The 17,757-nt window shown below is 68.6% G+C and carries 15 protein-coding genes; 2 read left to right on the top strand and 13 right to left on the bottom strand.

What is annotated here, in order from left to right:
• Window positions 1-3 precede the first annotated feature (3 nt).
• From WS57_RS37850 to WS57_RS09760, 3 genes are read right to left on the bottom strand one after another with little or no spacing between them, the layout of a single operon-like run.
• Window positions 4-504, bottom strand: a complete 501-nt coding sequence (locus tag WS57_RS37850; RefSeq protein ID WP_196787345.1) for a hypothetical protein — start codon at window positions 502-504, stop codon at window positions 4-6.
• Entirely contained in the window at window positions 444-938 is a 495-nt protein-coding gene (locus WS57_RS37855) for a hypothetical protein (protein ID WP_208610293.1), read from the bottom strand. The genes WS57_RS37850 and WS57_RS37855 overlap by 61 nt, the downstream gene beginning before the upstream one ends.
• Before the next feature lie 36 nt (window positions 939-974).
• Window positions 975-1,421: a winged helix-turn-helix transcriptional regulator gene (locus WS57_RS09760; RefSeq protein ID WP_009691117.1), complete on the bottom strand. Its 447-nt coding sequence runs from the start codon at window positions 1,419-1,421 to the stop codon at window positions 975-977.
• 152 nt (window positions 1,422-1,573) lie between these two features.
• Between WS57_RS09760 and WS57_RS09765 the strand changes: the two genes are divergently transcribed.
• The gene (locus WS57_RS09765; RefSeq protein WP_069244124.1) at window positions 1,574-2,797 is read left to right on the top strand and encodes an MFS transporter; all 1,224 of its coding nucleotides are present in this window, start codon (window positions 1,574-1,576) and stop codon (window positions 2,795-2,797) included.
• 158 nt (window positions 2,798-2,955) lie between these two features.
• Here the strand turns inward: WS57_RS09765 and WS57_RS09770 are convergent, their stop codons facing one another.
• From WS57_RS09770 to WS57_RS09815, 10 genes are all read right to left on the bottom strand, one after another.
• Window positions 2,956-4,122, bottom strand: coding sequence for a glycosyltransferase family 4 protein (locus WS57_RS09770; protein WP_009688299.1), 1,167 nt, complete (start codon window positions 4,120-4,122; stop codon window positions 2,956-2,958).
• The gene (locus WS57_RS09775; RefSeq protein ID WP_009688300.1) at window positions 4,122-5,306 is read right to left on the bottom strand and encodes a glycosyltransferase family 4 protein; all 1,185 of its coding nucleotides are present in this window, start codon (window positions 5,304-5,306) and stop codon (window positions 4,122-4,124) included. Before WS57_RS09775 ends, WS57_RS09770 begins: the two co-directional genes overlap by 1 nt.
• Window positions 5,303-6,769: a polymerase gene (locus tag WS57_RS09780; RefSeq protein ID WP_009688301.1), complete on the bottom strand. Its 1,467-nt coding sequence runs from the start codon at window positions 6,767-6,769 to the stop codon at window positions 5,303-5,305. The genes WS57_RS09775 and WS57_RS09780 overlap by 4 nt, the downstream gene beginning before the upstream one ends.
• Window positions 6,770-6,780: 11 nt before the next feature.
• Window positions 6,781-7,917 (bottom strand): glycosyltransferase family 4 protein, encoded by a 1,137-nt coding sequence (locus WS57_RS09785; protein ID WP_069244125.1) that lies wholly within the window; start codon window positions 7,915-7,917, stop codon window positions 6,781-6,783.
• Window positions 7,918-7,960: 43 nt separating this feature from the next.
• Window positions 7,961-8,920 (bottom strand): glycosyltransferase family 2 protein, encoded by a 960-nt coding sequence (locus WS57_RS09790; protein WP_040130257.1) that lies wholly within the window; start codon window positions 8,918-8,920, stop codon window positions 7,961-7,963.
• 61 nt (window positions 8,921-8,981) lie between these two features.
• The gene (locus tag WS57_RS09795) at window positions 8,982-11,207 is read right to left on the bottom strand and encodes a polysaccharide biosynthesis tyrosine autokinase (RefSeq protein WP_009694025.1); all 2,226 of its coding nucleotides are present in this window, start codon (window positions 11,205-11,207) and stop codon (window positions 8,982-8,984) included.
• A gap of 62 nt (window positions 11,208-11,269) precedes the next feature.
• Entirely contained in the window at window positions 11,270-12,448 is a 1,179-nt protein-coding gene (locus WS57_RS09800) for a polysaccharide biosynthesis/export family protein (RefSeq protein WP_040130258.1), read from the bottom strand.
• Entirely contained in the window at window positions 12,442-12,885 is a 444-nt protein-coding gene (locus tag WS57_RS09805) for a low molecular weight protein-tyrosine-phosphatase (RefSeq protein WP_009694027.1), read from the bottom strand. Before WS57_RS09805 ends, WS57_RS09800 begins: the two co-directional genes overlap by 7 nt.
• Window positions 12,886-12,926: 41 nt before the next feature.
• Window positions 12,927-14,339: a UDP-glucose dehydrogenase family protein gene (locus WS57_RS09810; protein ID WP_040130259.1), complete on the bottom strand. Its 1,413-nt coding sequence runs from the start codon at window positions 14,337-14,339 to the stop codon at window positions 12,927-12,929.
• Window positions 14,340-14,403: 64 nt separating this feature from the next.
• Entirely contained in the window at window positions 14,404-15,777 is a 1,374-nt protein-coding gene (locus tag WS57_RS09815) for an undecaprenyl-phosphate glucose phosphotransferase (protein ID WP_059519120.1), read from the bottom strand.
• 427 nt (window positions 15,778-16,204) lie between these two features.
• Between WS57_RS09815 and WS57_RS09820 the strand changes: the two genes are divergently transcribed.
• Entirely contained in the window at window positions 16,205-17,731 is a 1,527-nt protein-coding gene (locus tag WS57_RS09820; protein WP_059519019.1) for a mannose-1-phosphate guanylyltransferase/mannose-6-phosphate isomerase, read from the top strand.
• Window positions 17,732-17,757 lie beyond the last annotated feature (26 nt).

Consider the following 17,757-nt stretch of genomic DNA (forward strand, 5'->3'; position numbering starts at 1 on the left):
CGCTCAGTCTTCTCCCGGGTCCCGCTGGATCAGATGACGCCACGGGAACACGTTGCTCCGGAAGTGGCTGACGTACCCGCCGCCGGTCGCCTGGATCACCATGAACTGGAGTTTCGGATGGAGCGCCTGCAGCGCTTCGAGTTCGGCGAGCTCGAGGCAGGTGTTTCTCAGGCACAGCGTATGAAGCCGCTGCCCTGCGTCGCTCCGCAGCAGACGCGCATACGCGTCGAACGACGTCACGCTGGCCGGATCGCGCTGACGCTTCCATGTCGAATGCAGTTCCGTCGATTCGGAGAAGTCGAGCCATGCGAGCGACGGCAGGTTTTCGCTAGCGGCAAGACGCTCGATGAACTGCTGCGTATCGTGTCCGCCGCCGATGCGCAGCCTTTCCAGATGCGCGAGCGGCACGTCGAAGAAGCGCGCGTCGGGCGCATTCGGCACGGTCAGCTCCGACAGAAACGGCGCCTTCGCGACGAAGCGCGCAATCTCGCCGCCCTCGCGCATGATCGCGCCGCGCCGACCACCATCGAGATATGGTGATCGGCCGGTTCGGTCGGCCTGACGTACAGCGTACGCAGCAGCGGGAACCGCGCGTCCGAGTCGAGCAGCGGACCGAAATCCCATTCGCGCGTGCCGTTCGCGCCGCTATCTCGGCCGCTGAATGCAAGGTCGGTCACGACATCCGCGACGGCCGGCTCCGCGAGGCAGGCCAGCGTCCAGTCGAACGGCTCGCCCGACGTTTCGCCGAAGTAGCGCACATGCAGGCCGGCCCGCATCGGCGCGACGGTGACGTAGTTGAAATCGGTCGACCACAGCGGCTCGGCGGGATCGGCATGATCGCGGCCGTCGTCCGCGTTCTCGCTTTCGCAGTAGTCGTAGATGCGGCGTTGCAGCTCGAGCAGGCGTCGATAGCCGGCGCTTTGCAGCGGATTGGACATGGGAACGCAGCCCCGTTCAACGATGACCGCGCCAGTCTATCCGACCTTTCGCACCAGCGTCTCCGCCGCCTTCACGGGCCGGCCGTCGTCGTGCCGGAGCGATAGCTTGCGCAGCGCGCGGCCGGTATTGCGATCGATCAGCACCGAATGCGGCTCGCCGCGCTCGAACAGGTTCGCCTCGCCCCATTGCCGCAGCATCACGATCACCGGGAACAACCCTTCGCCCTTTTTCGTCAGCGCGTACTCCTGATACGCGGTGCCGTCCGATGCCGGCACGATCTCGAACACGCCGGCGTCGACCAGCATCCTGAGCCGGTCGGACAGGATATTGCTCGCGACGCCGAGGCTCGCGCGGAAATCGCCGAAGCGCCGCACGCCGTCGAACGCGTCGCGCACGATCAGCAACGCCCAGCGGTCGCCGACGATGTCGGTCGCCCGCGCCACCGGGCACGGCGAATCCGCAAGACTTTTCTGCCTGGCCATGATGCTCTCCGCTGTCGTGCCGGCCGCCCGCGCGGCGATGCCGGCCGTCGGTGCGCAGGCCCCGCGCCCGCACACAACACGTTGCATTTTAAAACTACTTTTCCTACACTCAAACTACTTTCAATTTGCAACTAGTTTGCGCGAGGCTCAAGATGGATTCTTCCTGTCGGTCGGGCGCCGTCCCGGCGAACGCGGCGTGCGGCGTCGAGAACAATCGCCTCTCCGGCGCGCGCGTCGCGCTGCTGGCGGTCTGCTGTGCGGCGAGCGTTGCGAACGTCTACTACGCGCAGCCGCTGCTCGATTCGATCGCGCGCGACTTCGGCGTATCGGACGCGGCGATCGGCGGCGTGATCACGGCCACGCAGCTCGGCTGCGCGCTCGCGCTGCTGTTCGTCGTGCCGCTCGGCGACCTGCTGAACCGCAAGCGGCTGATTTCGGTCCAGCTGGTGCTGCTGACGGCAGCGTGCATCGGCGTCGCCGCATCGACGACGCGCATTGCGCTGCTGGCGGGAATGGTCGCGCTCGGGCTGCTCGGCACCGCGATGACGCAAGGGCTGATCGCGTGCTCGGCCGCGCTCGCGGGCGCCGGCGAGCGCGGACGCGTGGTCGGCGCCGCGCAGGGCGGCGTCGTGATCGGCCTGCTGACCGCGCGCTCGCTGGCCGGCGTCGTGACCGATCTGGCCGGCTGGCGCGCGGTCTATCTGGTGTCGGGCGCGCTCGCGATCGCGATGCTGGTCGCGCTGTCGCGCCTGCTGCCCGATCGCGACGCACCGCGCGAGCGCATCGGCTACGCGGCGCTGCTGCGCTCGATGGTGGCGCTGCTGCGCGACGAACGCACGCTGCGCGTGCGCGGCGCGATCGCGCTGCTGATGTTCGCCGCGTTCGGCATTTTCTGGAGTGCGCTCGTGCTGCCGTTGAGCGCGCCGCCGCATGCGATGTCGCACACGCAAATCGGCGCGTTCGGCCTGGTCGGCGCGCTGGGCGCCGCGGCCGCCGCGCGCGCGGGCCGCCTGGCGGATCGCGGGCTCGGCGAAACGACGACCGGCGCGGCGCTCGCGCTGCTCGCGTGTTCGTGGCTGCCGATCGCGTTCGCGCCGACGTCGATTCCGCTGCTGGTGGTCGGCATCGTGCTGCTCGACGTCGGCGGGCAGGCCGTCCACGTCGTCAACCAGAGCATGATCCTCGGCGCGCGCGCCGATGCGCACGCGCGCCTCGTCGGCTGCTACATGCTGTTCTATTCGGCCGGCAGCGGGCTCGGCGCGATCGCATCGACGCTCACCTATGCGCATGCCGGATGGACCGGCGTCTGCGTGCTCGGTGCAGCGGTGAGCGTGGCCGCGCTCGGCGTGTGGGCCGCGACGCTCAAGCGCACGTAATACGGCGGGCGCTTCGGAGCCGCGGGTTTGCGGGCTACGCTCGTCATGCGCGCATAGCCGCGCCCGCCTGCCCGCGACGTGGCGCGTCCACACATGCGCAGCGCAGGCCGGCCCGATACCGTCGGGCCGGCCCGCGCATCATGCGACACGTCGACCGCTCAGCCGGCCGCGCGGATCGCCTCCTCGTACACGCCGGCCACGCGCCGCGCGATCACCGCGTTGTCGAAATGCTCGCGCGCATAGCGCTTGCACGCGTCCTCGCCGGGCAGCGCGATCGCGCCCGACAGCGCCGCGCCGAGCCCTTCCGCGATCGCGTCCGCGCCGGTGGACGGCAGCACCAGATCGCTCGACAAGCCGGCCACCGCCTCGGGCAGGCCGCCGACCGGCGTGACCAGCACCGGCGTGCCCGACGCAAGCGATTCGACGGTGATCAACCCGAAGCCTTCGAGCGCGACCGTCGGCACGACGCTGACCGTCGCCGCGCGATACAGCGCCGCGAGATGCTGATCGGGCACGAAGCCGAGCAGCTTCACGTTGTCCTGCAGGCCGGCCGCGTCGATGCGCTGCTGCAGCTCCTCGGCGATCTTGCCCTTGCCGGCGATCAGCAGCAGCACGTCCGGATGACGGCGCTTGACGATCCCGATCGCATCGATCAGATCCTCGAGCCCCATGCGGCGCACGAGCCGGCGCACGGCCAGCACGATCGGCCGGTCCTGCGGCAGTTGCAGCCTGTGTCGCGCCTCGCCGGGCGTGAGCGGCGTGTCGAACTGCGCGGTGTCGACGCAGCCCGGGATCACGCGCACGCGCGACGGATCGATCCCGTAGCGGTTCGTCAGGATCTGGCCGAATGCCTGCGACAGCACGATCAGCCGCGACGAGCGCGTGTACACGGCCTGTTCGAGATAGCGCTTCGCGCGCTGGCCGAGCGACGCGGCGCCCTCGACCTGGCTCTCGTCGGCCCACGGCCCCTGGAAATGCGACACCTGCGGAATCCCGCGCGTCACGTCGAGGCCCGGGAACGTGTACAGCGCGAAGTGCGACGAGATCACGTCGGGCCGCGCGGCGCGGATTTCATCGCGCAGCGCGCGCCGCGCCGCCAGCATCCGCCGCGCAAGCGGCTGCGAGGCGGGCCCGAAGCCCTGGATCGCGCCGCCGGTGTCGTCGGCGACCTTCGGCGAGCCGGCGACGAGGCCGCGCACCTCGACGCCCGCGCCGGGCAGCGCGCCGACGAGCGAGTAATACATCCGGTCGAGGCCGCCCGCGCGTTCGGGGAACCAGTGCATGCCGATCTGCAACGATTTGATCGGCCGGGAAGATTGGGACATCACGATTGCTCCTGCGTGACCGCATGCTCGACGCGTTCGAACGCGCCCGGCTGCGAGGGTTGGCCGATGCGCCGGTAAAGCGCGACGTACTGGGCGCCCATGTGCGCCCAGCCGAAACGGGTCATCAATTCGCGGGCCGCGTCGCCCATCGCGCGACAGGTGTCGCGCGACGCGGCGAGCGAGCCGATCGCCTGCGCGAGCGCGGCCGGATCGTCCGGATCCTCCAGCACGATCCCGCAGTCGCGCGTGATGATCTCCGCGCCGCCCGCCGTGCGCGCGGTGACGACCGGCAGCCCGGCCGCCATCGCCTCCAGCAGCGACAGGCTCATCGCTTCGTAGCGCGACGGAAAGACATATGCATCGACCGAGCGCATCAGCGTCGGCATGTTTTTCACGAGCCCGAGGAAGTGCACGCGCGCATCGAGCCCGAGCGCGCGCGCCTCATCCGGGTACGGGCTGCCGGGCAGATAGCCGGCCACCGCGAGATGGACGTTCGCCGGCAGCTTGGTCAGCGCCTTCAGCACGGTGCCGAGGTTCTTGCGCGGCGTGCGCAGGTCGCCGACGAACAGCAGCAGGAACGCGTCGTCCGGCAGCTTGAAGGCCGCGCGATCGGCCTGCGCGCCCGCGAACGCGCTGCCGTCCACGCCGTTGTAGATCACGCTGATCTTGCGGCTGTCGATGCCGAGCCCGGCGATCTCGTCGGCCACCTTCTGCGACACCGCGGTGATCGCGCGCGAGCGCCGGTACGCCCAGCGTTCGAGCGTGGTGTTCACGCGCGTATACACGTACTGGTACGCGGACCACAGCCCCTTGGTGAGCCCGAACGGATAGTACGGACTCTTGAACCAGCCGCCGTGCACGAAGTGCGCGGTGTTCACGTCGGCCTTGATCCACGAGATGAAGCCGTTGACGTGCAGCACGTCGTATTCGGCGCGGTGCGCGCGCAGCCATGCGGCGCTCTTCAGCGCGAACACCTGCTGCTTGACGAGGTTCGACGGCCAGAAGCCGCCGACCTTCACCGGCACCCAGCGCACGCGCGAATCGGCCAGCAGCTCGGGCGCGACATGCGACGCGACGAGCGTGACCCGGTAGTTCTCGGCCAGCGCCGCGCGCGCGATTTCGTAATTGACGCGGCCCTGCCCGTCGTTATGACGCACGGTGTGCGTGACGATCGCGATTCTCAATGGTCGCCTCCCCGTAAGCGCGCGGCGACCAGCAGGCGTTGCGCCTTCTGCCAGTGCGCCGCGGAAAGTATCGAAAAAATGGCCGTGAACAGCAGCAGGCCGCCCGTGCCGATCAGCGAGTTGGTGAACACGAGCATCGCGAACACCGACAGGCACAGGCTCAGGCACGCGCCGACGAACTTGTCCTTGCGCAGCTTGAACGCCGCGCGCAGCGTGCGGCCGAGCAGCATCGCGACGCCGGCGAGATACAGCAGCGTGCCGGGCCAGCCGAGCACGAACGGCACGTTCATCACGCCGCTGTCGAAGCTGCCGTACTTGCCGAGCTCGCCGCTGTCGCTCGACAGCTTGGTCGACGCGCCGGTCGCGCCCATCCCTTCGCCGGCGACGTCGGTAAACGCCGTCTGCGCGAACGTGGCGTAGAACTTGTTGCGGTCGTCGTAGCTCCGGTCGTCCTTCAGGTTCGTGATCGACTGCAGGCGCTGGCCCAGCCGGTCGGCGACCGGGCCGACGGTCAGCAGCGGCACGCACAGCCCGACCAGCACGACCCCGCTGATGAGGATCCGCATCCGCACGCGGTTGCTCGACTGCACGAGCTGGATCGCGAGCGCGATCACCCAGCCGCCCCACGTCGAGCGCACCAGGCACAGCGCGAACGACACGAAGCCGGCCGCGCCCGCGAACCAGCGCACGCGCTGCGGCGCCGCGAACACGAATACCAGCGCGCCCATGATCGCAAACGCGAACGGCCCGGACGAATTCATCGTGCTGAACACGCGCACGCCGTACGGCACCGGCTCGCCCTGCGAACCCATGTCGGAGCCGATCATCCACAGCACGTCCCACTGCGGCATCACGAAGTACTGCACGATCCCGTACAGGCCCATCACCAGCATGCCCCACATGAAGGTGGACAGCAGCACGTCGCGATACTCGGGGTAGTCGCGCGCGTTGACCATGATGTGAAAGCCGATCAGCACCGGATACAGCCAGTTCGCCAGGTCGTAGGTCGCGGCCATCACGCCGCTCGACACGATGCCGACGAGATACGCGTAGGTCAGCCCGAACAGGATCAGCAGGATCGGAATCCCCCGCCGCTGCGCGAGCACGCGGTAATGCCGCAGCAGCCCGAGGCCGGCGATCATCGTCACCGCGAGCGGCGCGACCTGGATCAGGCTGGTCGGCGTGAACGCGCCCTTCGACCAGTCGGCGAGACGCCGCACCTCGGGGCTCAGGAACCACACCCACCACATGAAGCCGACATAGCGCGCCGGGCTCTTGAAATACAGCCAGAGGCCGACCGCGATCGCGAGCACCGGGAACGCGAGCGTCAGCACCTTGCCCTGGTGCACGGCAATCAGCGCGGCCGTGACGCCCCACAGCCCGGCCTGCCCGGCCCAGTGCTTCGGCTCGGCAAACCAGCGGCGGGAACGCGACGGCGCGCGGTCGGCGGCAATCGTGCTCATCGTTCCGACACTCACTGCGACGAAGGACGGGAATCCGCGAGCGGCATCGCGAGGCCGGCCGGCGCGGGCGTATGGCGCCGCCGCAGCAGGTCGCGCGTGATCCGCACGTGCTGCTCGGCAAACGCCTGCGTGGTCAGGTCGCGTTCGCGCAGGCGCGCGGCCGCGGCCCGCGCACAGGCGAGCGCGGCGGCCGGATCGGCCACGAAGCGGTCCGCGGCCTGGCGCAGCGCCTGCGAGTCGAACGGCGGCACATAGGCGGCCGTGTCGTGCGGGAAATAGTCGCTGAGCCCGCCGACGTCGGACACGATCATCGGCTTGCCGACCGCCGCCGCCTCCAGCATCACGGTGATGCCCGACGCGTGGAAGTTCGGCCGCAGCGGCACGACGATCACGTCGGCCCACGCATACAGCTCATGCTGCTTCGCCAGCCCGGACGCGGAGCCGATCTTCACGTTCGGCGCATGCCATTCGCGCGGCACGCGGCGGCGCGTCGCGAGCCGCACGTCGTAGCGCTCGTCGCCGCCGAACGCGGCGAGGAAGGTGCGCCAGTCGCGGTCGCGATCGTTGCCGATCGCCGCGATCCTGAGCGGCCGGTTCGGGCGCCACGCCTGCGGCTCGACCGGCGGGAAGTCCTGCGTGTTCAGCCCGTAGTAGACGAACTCGGCATCGCGGCCGAGGTAGCGGCGGCACAGCTCGGCGTTGTCGCGCGCGAGCGTGGTCAGCACGTCGGCGCGCGCGAGCAGCTTGCGGTACAGCCAGCGGCGCGGACCGCCGAAGCTGCCCCACTTGTCGAACAGCCAGACGCTCTGCGCGAGCAGCAGCGGCCGCTTGCCCTGCGCGCCGGCGAGCTTCAGGACCAGCGCCGCGGCCAGGTGCTCCTGCTCTGTATGCGTCCAGATCACGTCGGTATTCAGCAGCGCGGCGCGGTTGCGCCACGCGTGCACGACGTCGAAGCCGAGCGCGGCCTTCAGCGCGCGGCGCGCGACGCTCGCGACGCGGTTCTCGCGCCGGTCCTGCGAATAGGTCAGTCGGAACTCGTCGGATTCGGCGTGGTGATAGCCGTACAGGCAGCCGATGTTCTCGCCTTTCCGGTAGGAACGCGGATCGGCGCCGTAAAACAGGTGGACGTGAACTTTCGTCGTGGTCATGCAAGCCCTCCGGAGGCGGCCGCGCGCGCTGCGCGCAGCCCGTTCAAGACGTCACCGGCGGCATCGCCGCACGGGTGGGGGCCAGGTTCGCGCGGCGCGCGTCGCGTGCGCCGCGGCGCACCGCGCGCCAGTGCTCGCGCACGCGGTCGCGCCGCGCCGTGTGCAGCGACAGCAGCAGGTGCGCGAGGCCCGGATAGACGCGCGTGCCGACCAGTGTCCACCACCACCACGCGATTTCGCGCCGCACCGGCGGCAGATGCTCGCGCAGGATCAGGTGCAGGTTGAACGCGCCGTTGCTGATCGCATTCAGCGACGCGGCATCGCGCCGGTCGTCGTCGAAGCGCTCGGCCGGGAAATGGTCGACGGCGATCGCCGGGTCGTACACGAGCTTCCAGCCGTCGCGCTGCACGCGCATGCTGAACGCCATGTCGTTGTGCACCTGCGCGCCGGCGCCGCGCAGCCGCGTGTCGAAGCGCAGCCGCTCGATCGCGGTGCGGCGGTAGCTCATGTTCGCGCCTTTCAGCATGTCGACTTCGCGCAGGCCGCCGACCCCGAGGTGGTGATTGCCGACGATCTTGCCGGACAGCGTGAGCTGGCCGACGCGCTCGCGCGACTCGTCCAGCACGCGACCTTTCTCGTGGACCCAGTCGCGCCCGCCGATCGCGCCGACGCGCGGATCGGCGGCGAAGCCGGCCTCGATGCGCGCGAGCCAGTCGGCGCGCGGCGCCGCATCGTCGTCGGTAATCGCGACGATGTCGCCGCTCGCCGAGTCGAGCCCCTTGTTCAGCGCGGCGACCTGCCCCGGCACGTCGACCGGCACGACGCGCAGCGGCAGCGCGCCACCCACCGACGGATCGGCGAGGCGTTCGTGCGTGGCGTCGTCCTCCGGGCGCGCGACGACGATCACCTCGTCGGGCAGCCGCTGCTGGCGCTGCAGCGCCAGCAGGCAGCGCGCGAGGTCGGCCGGGCGCCGGTAGGTCGGAACGAGCACGGAAATTTTCATGTTGGGTTCTCCATTCGACGGAGCCGGCTCAGCCGCGCCGGCCCGGTTTCGTCCACGGCGATCACGCGCTCAGGTATTCGTGCACGGCCGCATAGCCGCGACCGTAGCCGCGCGTCTTCGGCGGCACGCCGTTGAAGATCCCGCCTTCGAGATCGACGCCCGCGGTGCGCAGCCGCTTGATCGCGTCGGCGATCTCGCCTTCGGTATGCATGCCCGCGCGCAGCACCAGGAACGTCGCGCCGGCCATGCGGCCGATGATCGTCGCGTCGGTCACCGCCAGCACCGGCGGCGAATCGATCAGCACCACGTCGTAGCGCTTGCCGAGGCCTTCGAGGTACTGCGGCAGGCGGCTCGACATCAGCAGCTCCGACGGGTTCGGCGGGCGCGTGCCGGCCGAGATGAACGACAGGCCCTGCACCGGCGTCTCGCGGACCGCGTCCTCGAGCGGCGACTGGTCGCTCAGCAGTTCGGACAGGCCCGGCTGCACGGTCAGCCCGAAGTAGCGGTCGAGCATGCCGCGGCGCATGTCGGCGTCGATCAGCAGCACGCGCTTGCCCGAATGCGCGAGCAGCACCGCGAGGTTGACCGTCAGGAAGCTCTTGCCGATGCCGGGCGTCGGACCGGTCAGCACGATCACGCGGTTCTTCGCGTCCATCATCGCGAACTGCATCGCGGTGCGCAGGCTGCGCAGGCTTTCGACGCTGAGATCCTTCGGGCGCAGGCTCGCGAGGATCGGCCGCGTGCGGCCGCCGCCCTTCTCGGCCGCCGCGTCGAGCTTCACCTGCTCGGCGCTTTGCGGCACCAGCCCGTACAGCGGCAGGTTGAAGGTGCGCTCGACGCGATCGGGATCCTCGATGCCCTGGAACAGGTTGCGGCGCAGGAACACGACGCCCGTGCCGAGGATCAGCCCGAGGAACACCGCGGCCGACAGGATCAGCACCTTCTTCGGCTTGACCGGCGCGCCCGGACGCAGCGCCGAGTCGACCAGGTGGATGTTGCCGCCCGTGCCGGCCTTCTGCACCGACAGTTCCTGCACGCGGTTCAGCAGCAGCACGTAGATGTCCTCGGCGACCTTCGCGTCGCGCTGCAGCTGCACGGCCTTCACTTCGGTCGCCGGCAGGCTGCGGAAGCGGTCGCTGTACTTCTGCTTCTCGCCTTCCAGTTCGGCGAGCTGCTGCTTCGCGGCGATCACGAGCGGATGCGAATCGGTGAAGCGCTGCGCGAGCGACGCGAGCTGCAGGCGCTGCGCGGCGATCTGCTGCTCGTACTGCACGCTGCCCTCGAGGTAGACCTTCGCCTCGTCGCTCGCGTTGATCGAGCCGGACGTGCGCTGGTACTGCGTCAGCGCCGCTTCCGCGCGTTCGAGGTCGGCCTTCAGGCGCGGCTCCTCGCCCTTCAGGAAGGCCAGCATCTTGGTCGCCTCGGCCTGCTTCGCCACGACGTGCTGGTTCAGGTACGACTGCGCGAGCGCATTGGCGATCGCGGCCGTCTGTTCGGGATCCTTGCCTTCCAGCGAGATCTGCACGACGCCCGTCTGCTTGCCCTGCTCGGTCACCGTGATGCCCGCCTGGAAACCGGTGATCGCATCGAGATCGTTGTAGCGGACCACCGTGAACTGCGTGCCGGGGCGCGCGACGAGCTTCGACACGAGCAGCGTCACGCCGCCGCCCTGCGCCTGCTCGCCGGTGTGGCCGCTCAGCAGCCGCGCGCCGTTCTCGTCGACCAGCGAATAGCTGCCGTTCGGGCCCGCCGTCAGCGTCAGCTTCTTGCCCTCGAGCGCGGGCACGACGCTGACCGAGTCGATGTCGGCGATTTCGCCGCCCCACGCATACGACTTCAGGCCGAGCCACGGCCGCGCCGGCTCGCCCGGCGTCGCCAGCCGCGCGGCGAGACTGCCGAGCAGCGGCATCGTCTTCGGCACGACCGAGAAGTTCAGCTTGAACTGCTCGACGACCGGCGCGACCACGCCGCGGCTCTTGATGATCTCGATTTCGGAATCGGTCGGCGCCTGCTGCGGGCCGCTGTTGATCATCGCGCCCGTCTGCGTCTGCGTGAGCGCCTGCGACGTGTTGTCGTTGCCCTCGACCCGCACGTGCACGTCGGCCTGGTACACCGGCTTCGCGACGTAGCAGTAGAGGCCGGCGAGCGCGACGACCGTGACCGCGATGCCGAGCAGCAGCCAGATGTCGTCCATGATCACCTGGAGCAGCTGGCCGAGGACGACGTCCTCTTCCTCGGTTTTCGCGGTCAGATCCGCGTAGGAGTGTTTCGCTTGCGTGTTCACCATTCGTTCCCGCTTGAGTGGTGCCGGGGCGACGATGCCCCGGCGGATGGCCGTCCTGCGCGGCGTCAGCGCGTGATCTGCCGCATGTAGAAGATCGTCTGGATCGTCGGCAGCACCTGCTGCAGCACACGGTTGAACTGCACCGAGCTGGCCGTGCTCACGTACACGACGTCGAGCGGCTGAAGCGGGAAGCGGCTCGACAGCATCAACGCATCGGGCTGCGTCATGTCGAGGCGGAACACTTCGGGCTTCGTCGGGTTGTCGCGCATCCCGCGCATCACGTAGATCTTGCGCGGGTTCGCGTCGGTGTCGAGGATGCCGCCGCCGGCGGTCAGCGCATCGGCGATCGTCAGCCGGCCCTTGAGCATCGGCACCGTGACCGGCGTCTTGACCTCGCCCATGATGAACACGCGGCTGTCGCTGCGGTCCGGCACGTTGACGATGTCGCCCGGCTGCAGCATCACGTTCTGCTTCACTTCGCCGCGGTCGAGCACGCCGTTCGCGTCGAGCGTGTAGAGCTTGCCGTCACGCGTCAGGCGCACGCGCTGCAGGTCGGCCTCGGCGGTCGAGCCGCCGGAGCGCGAGATCGCGTCGACGAGCGTCAGCGGCACGTCGCTCACCGCGAGCGGGCCCGGCTGCTTCACTTCGCCCGTCACCTGCACCTTCTGGCTGCGGAACGACAGCACGCGCACGTCGAGCTGCGGGTTCTTCACGTAGCGCGCCAGCTTCGACGCCATTTCGTCGCGAATCTGCGCGACCGTCTTGCCCGCGACGTGCACGCGGCCGACGAACGGGAAGAAGATCGTGCCGTCGGCGCCCACCGTCTGCCCGTACGGATCGGCCTGGCCCGGCAGCGCGGTCGTATACGGCTGCTGCAGCGCGCCCGCGACCGACTGCGTCGTGTTGCCGCCGCTCGAGAACGACTGGCCCTGCGGCGTCGTCAGTTCCGGGTGGTCCCACACCGTGACGCCGAGGATGTCCTGCGGGCCGACGCGGTACACGTACTGCGACGGATCCGTATAGCGGCCCGGCGGCAGCGGGTGCTCGACCTGCTGCTTCTGCAGCTGGTCCATCACCAGCTTGGCGTCGATGTAATGAACCGGATAGGTCTCGGCCTGGCCCTGCCGGCCTTCGTCCTTCAGGTTCGACGAGTCGAGGTAGTTGCCGGGCGCGCTCGCGCAGGCCGACAGGAAGGTCGTCATCGCGACGGCAAGCGCCAGCGGGCGCATCGGGCGTTTCAGCATAGTTTTTGCAGCCATCCTTGAACCAGACGTTCGATCAGTGAGTAGCTCTCGCGATAGTCGGCCTCGGGGCCGCCATGCGGATCGGCGATTTCGGCGTCTTCCCACTTGCCGAGCAGGTGGACCTTGCCGCGCGCGAACGGATCGACCGCTTCGACGGCCGCGATCTGTCCGCGCTCGCTGACGAGAATCAGGTCGGCGTCACGCACGATCCGGCGCGACAGCGGCCGCGAACGATGCGGCGTCGCATCGACGCCGCGCTCCGCGAGCAGCCGCCGCATCACCGGGTCGATGCCGTCGCCGTCGTTCGCGTACACGCCGGCCGAGTGAAACGTCGCGCGCGGGCCGCCGCGCGACGCGGCGTGCGACTTGAACAGCATTTCCGCCGCCGGGCTGCGGCAGACGTTCGCGTGGCAGACGATCAGGATGTTCCGGAACATGGCGTGTCGTGACGAGTAACGGGTAACGGTTTGCGCGCGGCTTACGCGTTCGCGCGCGCGGCGCCCGGCACGCGGGCGGCGACGGCCTGCCGCGAACCCGGCCGGCCGATCGGGTGATATTCGATGCCCTGCTCGCTCATCGTCTCCGGCTCGTACAGGTTGCGGCCGTCGAAGATCACGGGCGACTTCCACTGACGGCCGAGCGCGACGAAATCGGGGCTCTTGAACGCCTTCCATTCGGTGACGATCACGAGCGCGTCGGCATCGCGCGCGGCCTGCGCCTCGTCGTCGACGAAGCTCAGGCGCTCGAGCCAGCTCGGGTGGCTCGCGAGGTCGAGCGCGAGCACGCGGCGCGCTTCCTGCTGCGCGACCGGGTCGTACGCGGCGACGCGCGCGCCGCGCGACAGCAGCTCGGCGATCAGCGCGCGGCTCGGCGCCTCGCGCATGTCGTCGGTGTTCGGCTTGAACGCGAGGCCCCAGACGCCGAACGTGCGGCCCGTCAGGTCCTCGCCGAAGCGCGCGACGATCTTGTCGGCCAGCACGCGCTTCTGGTTCGCGTTGACGGCCGACACGGCCTGCAGGATCTGCAGCGCCTGGCCGTGCTCGTCCGCGGTGCGGATCAGCGCCTCGACGTCCTTCGGGAAGCACGAGCCGCCGTAGCCGCAGCCCGCGTACAGGAAGTGATAGCCGATGCGCGGATCGGAGCCGATCCCGCGCCGCACGGCCTCGATGTCCGCGCCGAAACGGTCCGCGAGGTTCGCGAGCTCGTTCATGAACGAGATGCGCGTCGCGAGCATCGCGTTCGCCGCGTACTTCGTGAATTCGGCCGAGCGCACGTCCATGTACAGCGTGCGTTCGTGGTTGCGGTTGAACGGCGCGTACAGCTTCTTCATCAGCTCGCGCGCACGCTCGCCCGGCACGTCGTCGTCGCAGCCGATCACGATGCGGTCCGGCCGCGTGAAATCGTCGACCGCCGCGCCTTCCTTCAGGAATTCCGGGTTCGACACGACCGAGAACATCTGGTCGCCGCCGCGCTTCGCGAGCTCTTCCGCGACCGCCGCGCGCACGCGCTCGGCCGTGCCGACCGGCACGGTCGACTTGTCGACGATCACCTTGAAGCCGGTCATGTAGCGGCCGATGTTGCGCGCGGCCGCGAGCACGTACTGCAGGTCGGCCGAGCCGTCCTCGTCGGGCGGCGTGCCGACCGCGATGAACTGCACGTCGCCGTGCGCGACCGCCGCCTCGATATCGGTCGAGAAGCGCAGGCGGCCCGCCGAGCGGTTGCGCGCGATCACTTCCTTCAGGCCCGGCTCGTGGATCGGCACGCCGCCGTTGTTCAGGATGTCGATCTTTGCCTGATCGACGTCGAGACAGAACACGTCGTGGCCGATGTCGGCGAGACAGGCGCCGGTGACCAGACCTACGTAACCGCTGCCGATGATAGTCAGATTCATGATGTGTCGGACCTCGTGACCAATGATTCGAAATTGCTGAAACCGGGTGGGCGCATGCGCCGCGTCAGTAAGCGTTGCTGCCGGTGAAACCTTTCCAGAGCGTCAGCGCGACGATCTTGATGTCGAGCCAGAACGACCAGTTCTGCATGTAGTACAGGTCGAGCTTCACGCGGCCCATCATCTTCTCGATCTGGTCGGTTTCGCCGCGAAAACCGTTGATCTGTGCCCAGCCGGTGATGCCGGGCTTGATCCGGTAGCGGAACATGTAGCCCTTGACCAGATCCTTGTAGATGTCGTCGTGCGCGAGCGCATGCGGACGCGGGCCGACCACCGACATCTCGCCCTTCAGCACGTTGATGAACTGCGGCAGCTCGTCGAGGCTCGTGCGGCGCAGGAACCGGCCGACCGGCGTCACGCGCGAGTCGTTCCGGGTCGCCTGCGTGACCTGCCCCGCCACTTCCTGATGCACCTTCATCGAGCGGAACTTGTAGATCTCGAACTCGTGCCCGTCGATGCCCTTGCGCTTCTGGCGAAAGAACACCGGCCCGGCCGACGTCGCCTTGATCAGCACCGCGATCAGCAGCATCAGCGGCGCGAGCATCGCAAGCGCGGCCAGCGCGAACAGCCGGTCGAACACGAACTTCGGCAGGATCCGCACGTCGGTGATCGGCGACGCCGCGAGGTTGATCGCCGGCACGCCGAGCACCTCGACCACTTCCTGGTTGAAGAACGACAGGCTGCGCACGTCCGGGATGAAGCGGATGTTCACGAAGTCATGACGGAACACCGTGACGATCTGGTGGATCCGCCGCTCTTCCGAAATCGGCAAGGTGAGCCACAGCTCGCGGATCGCGCGGCTGCGCACGAGCCACACCAGCGATTCGAACTGCCGCTCGATGCGCACGTCGTCGAGCGCCACGTCGCCGGCCGCCGCGCTTTCGTCGTACACGCACACCGGGTTGAAGCCCGCTTCCGGCCGCGCCCGCATCTGCGCGATCAGCCGGCGCGCCGCCGGCGTGCCGCCGACGATCGCGACCGCCTTCAGGTTGAAGCCGCCGCGCCGCAGCCGCCGCAGCACCGCATGAACGCACGCCTTCGAGCCAGCCAGCAGCGTCACGGTCACGACGGCCCAGTAGCCGAGCCACAGTCGCGACAGCTCGCCCGACTGGTGAAAGCTGAAGCTCATCAGGATGCCCGCGAGCTCGACCACGAGCCACGCGAACGCGACGCGCCCCATCAGCCCGACGAGCCGCTTGCCGCGCCACGACTGGTAGATGCCGAACGCCGGGAAACACACGACGACGAGCAGGCAATCGAACAGCACCATCGTGCGCTGCAGATCGCTGAACCAGACGCTGCCGCCGTGCAGCGCGGCGGCGATCAGGGCCCCCGTCACGACCATCGCGATATCGATGACTCTCGCCAGCACGCTCAACATGTCTGCTTCCTCTTTGAACAGGCGTTTGCCGAACAGCTCCTCGTGCAGCCCGTGCCGCACATTCGATTCAAACGTTGCATGACGCTATTGAACCGGTAAGAAAATTCCTCCCGCAAGCGCACAAGTATTTCGAAAAATAATCGGAAATTCTTTCCACCCGCAAACCGAATTAAATCGGCAGGTTTTCCCGAATCGACTGAAAATTACGACTATTTCGCAAGCTTTACGCCGACCTCAGACCCTTTGCAGACGGCCTTACCCGGCCAGCAAGCGGATTTATTTTTTATTTTTTTATTTGCACCCGCCACTCGCACGTAAGATTTTCCATGGTGAATGAATCGCACCTCTCCGGAAATTAGCCCGGTTTTATTGTCGATTTACTTCATGCTACAACGGCAGGCACTGACTTCAATCGAGGAGTGCCAACATGAATGCTCCGGCCGTGGCTGCCGATACGCGCCATTCTTCTTCCGCCGCAAGCGCCGCCGGCACGCGCGTCGCGGTTCAGCAGGTGATCCTCGCCGGCGGGTCGGGCACGCGCCTGTGGCCGATGTCGCGCGAACACTATCCGAAGCAGCTGATCGGCCTGCTCGGCGACCATTCGCTGCTGCAGTCGACCGCGCTGCGCCTCGACGGCCTGACGACCGGCCACCCGGTCAACGACGAGGTGCTGATCGTCTGCGGCGAGGATCACCGCTTCACCACCGCCGAGCAGTTGCGCCTGACCGGCAAGCGCGCGTCGATCGTGCTCGAGCCGCTCGGCCGCGACACCGCGCCCGCGCTGACACTTGCCGCGCTGCGCATCGTCGCCGGCGGCAGCGACGCGGTGATGACCGTGATGCCGGCCGATCATGCGGTGGCCGACCTGCCGCGCTTTCACGCGGCCGTCGCGGCCGGCGTGCACTGCGCGGCGCAAGGCCGGATCGCCACGATGGGCATCGTGCCCGACCGCGCGGAAACCGGCTACGGCTATATCCGCGTCGGTGCGCCGCTCGGCGATGCGGAGACCGGCGAACTCGACGTACGCCGCCTCGACCGCTTCGTCGAGAAGCCGCATCTCGAACTCGCCCGCCAGTACGTCGCATCCGGCGAATACTGGTGGAACAGCGGCATCTTCATCGTCCGCGCGTCGGTATGGCTGAACGCGATCCGCGAACTCGAGCCGGCCATCTACGCGGCCTGCGAACAGGCGGTCGCGCAAGGCAAGCAGGACGGCGATTTCTTCCGCGTCGATCGCGACGCGTTCGCCGCGTCGCCGTCGAACTCGATCGACTACGCGGTGATGGAACAGCTCGCGAACCTGCCGTCGGTGCCCGAAAGCGTCGTCGTGCCGCTCGACGCGGGCTGGTCGGACGTCGGCTCGTGGGACGCGATCTGGCAGATCCTGCCGAAGGACGACGCCGACAACGTCGGCCGCGGCCACGTGCTGTTCGAGGACGCCGGATCGACGTTCGCGCATTCGGAAAGCCGGCTCGTCGCGTGCGTCGGCACGCAGAACCTCGTCGTCGTCGAGACGCCCGATGCGGTGCTCGTCGCGGACAAGTCGCGCGTGCAGGACGTGAAGAAGATCGTCGGGCGCATCAAGGCCGAGCGCGGCGCGGAAGCGACCGATCACCGCAAGGTGCATCGCCCGTGGGGCCATTACGACTCGGTCGACATGGGCGAACGCTTCCAGGTGAAGCGCATCGTCGTGAAGCCGGGTGCGCGGCTGTCGCTGCAGATGCACCACCACCGCGCCGAACACTGGATCGTCGTGCGCGGCACCGCGCGCATCACGCGCGGCGACGACACCTTCCTGCTGTCGGAGAACGAATCGACGTATATCCCGCTCGGCGTTTCGCATCGCCTCGAGAACCCGGGCAAGATGCCGCTCGAACTGATCGAGGTGCAATCGGGCGCGTATCTCGGCGAGGACGACATCGTCCGCTTCGACGACACCTACGGCCGGGAGTAACGGCACGCAGGAGGCCCCGGCGGCCA

The sequence above is a fragment of the Burkholderia pseudomultivorans genome (assembly GCF_001718415.1).
Lineage (GTDB): Bacteria > Pseudomonadota > Gammaproteobacteria > Burkholderiales > Burkholderiaceae > Burkholderia > Burkholderia pseudomultivorans_A.

Bases quoted from the DNA above. Each gene is read 5' to 3' on its own strand.
- WS57_RS09790 (WP_040130257.1), bottom strand. From the start codon at position 8,920: ATGAAAATTTCCGTGCTCGTTCCGACCTACCGGCGCCCGGCCGACCTC.
- WS57_RS09810 (WP_040130259.1), bottom strand. From the start codon at position 14,339: ATGAATCTGACTATCATCGGCAGCGGTTACGTAGGTCTGGTCACCGGC.
- WS57_RS09820 (WP_059519019.1), top strand. From the start codon at position 16,205: ATGAATGCTCCGGCCGTGGCTGCCGATACGCGCCATTCTTCTTCCGCC.
- WS57_RS37850 (WP_196787345.1), bottom strand. From the start codon at position 504: ATGCGCGAGGGCGGCGAGATTGCGCGCTTCGTCGCGAAGGCGCCGTTT.
- WS57_RS09770 (WP_009688299.1), bottom strand. From the start codon at position 4,122: ATGTCCCAATCTTCCCGGCCGATCAAATCGTTGCAGATCGGCATGCAC.
- WS57_RS09805 (WP_009694027.1), bottom strand. From the start codon at position 12,885: ATGTTCCGGAACATCCTGATCGTCTGCCACGCGAACGTCTGCCGCAGC.
- WS57_RS09815 (WP_059519120.1), bottom strand. From the start codon at position 15,777: ATGTTGAGCGTGCTGGCGAGAGTCATCGATATCGCGATGGTCGTGACG.
- WS57_RS09800 (WP_040130258.1), bottom strand. From the start codon at position 12,448: ATGCTGAAACGCCCGATGCGCCCGCTGGCGCTTGCCGTCGCGATGACG.
- WS57_RS09760 (WP_009691117.1), bottom strand. From the start codon at position 1,421: ATGGCCAGGCAGAAAAGTCTTGCGGATTCGCCGTGCCCGGTGGCGCGG.
- WS57_RS09765 (WP_069244124.1), top strand. From the start codon at position 1,574: ATGGATTCTTCCTGTCGGTCGGGCGCCGTCCCGGCGAACGCGGCGTGC.
- WS57_RS37855 (WP_208610293.1), bottom strand. From the start codon at position 938: ATGTCCAATCCGCTGCAAAGCGCCGGCTATCGACGCCTGCTCGAGCTG.
- WS57_RS09780 (WP_009688301.1), bottom strand. From the start codon at position 6,769: ATGAGCACGATTGCCGCCGACCGCGCGCCGTCGCGTTCCCGCCGCTGG.
- WS57_RS09795 (WP_009694025.1), bottom strand. From the start codon at position 11,207: ATGGTGAACACGCAAGCGAAACACTCCTACGCGGATCTGACCGCGAAA.
- WS57_RS09785 (WP_069244125.1), bottom strand. From the start codon at position 7,917: ATGACCACGACGAAAGTTCACGTCCACCTGTTTTACGGCGCCGATCCG.